The sequence below is a fragment of the Bradyrhizobium sp. MI1.7 genome (assembly GCF_055811795.1).
The window spans coordinates 1-613 of record NZ_JBVVPO010000246.1 but is presented as its reverse complement, the minus strand read 5'-3'; the positions used below and the strand labels follow the sequence as shown (position 1 = coordinate 613).

General features: G+C 64.3%; 1 protein-coding gene. It reads left to right on the top strand.

Translation table 11 applies throughout. The features are described from left to right. The coding region (locus AC0L3X_RS47370) for an IS30 family transposase (protein ID WP_473317650.1) at window positions 1-613 on the top strand (613 nt) is incomplete at both ends.

Sequence of the window (613 nt, the reverse complement as noted above, 5' to 3'; positions counted from 1 at the left end):
CGACGCTTGCCGATCGACTTCCCGGACGACAAGACGATGCGCATCAGCCACGAAGCTATCTATCAAGCTCTCTTCGTTCAGGGCCGTGGGGCGCTGCGCCGCGAGCTGACGGCCTGCTTGCGAACCGGGCGTGTATTACGGATGCCCAGGGCGCGCGTACGCAGGCGAGGCAAGGGGTTTGTCTCGCCGGAGATCATGATCAGTGAGCGCCCTGCTGAAGCTGCCGATCGAGCAGTGCCGGGACATTGGGAGGGAGACCTCATCCTCGGTCTTGGCAGCTCGGCAATCGGCACGCTGGTCGAGCGCACGACGCGCTTCACGATGCTATTGCACCTTCCCCGGTTGGCGGGGCACGGCGAAGCTCCGCGCGCGAAGAACGGACCTGCGCTCGCGGGACACGGGGCCGAGGCCGTGCGCGACGCGATCACGCGCACCGTCATCACCTTGCCCGAAGAACTGCGTCGCTCGCTGACCTGGGATCAGGGAGCCGAAATGGCTCAGCACGATCGTCTCAAGATCGATGCGGGTATCCAGGTCTACTTCTGCGACCCGCAAAGCCCTTGGCAGCGCGGTACTAACGAGAACACCAACGGGTTGCTGCGACAGTACTTCC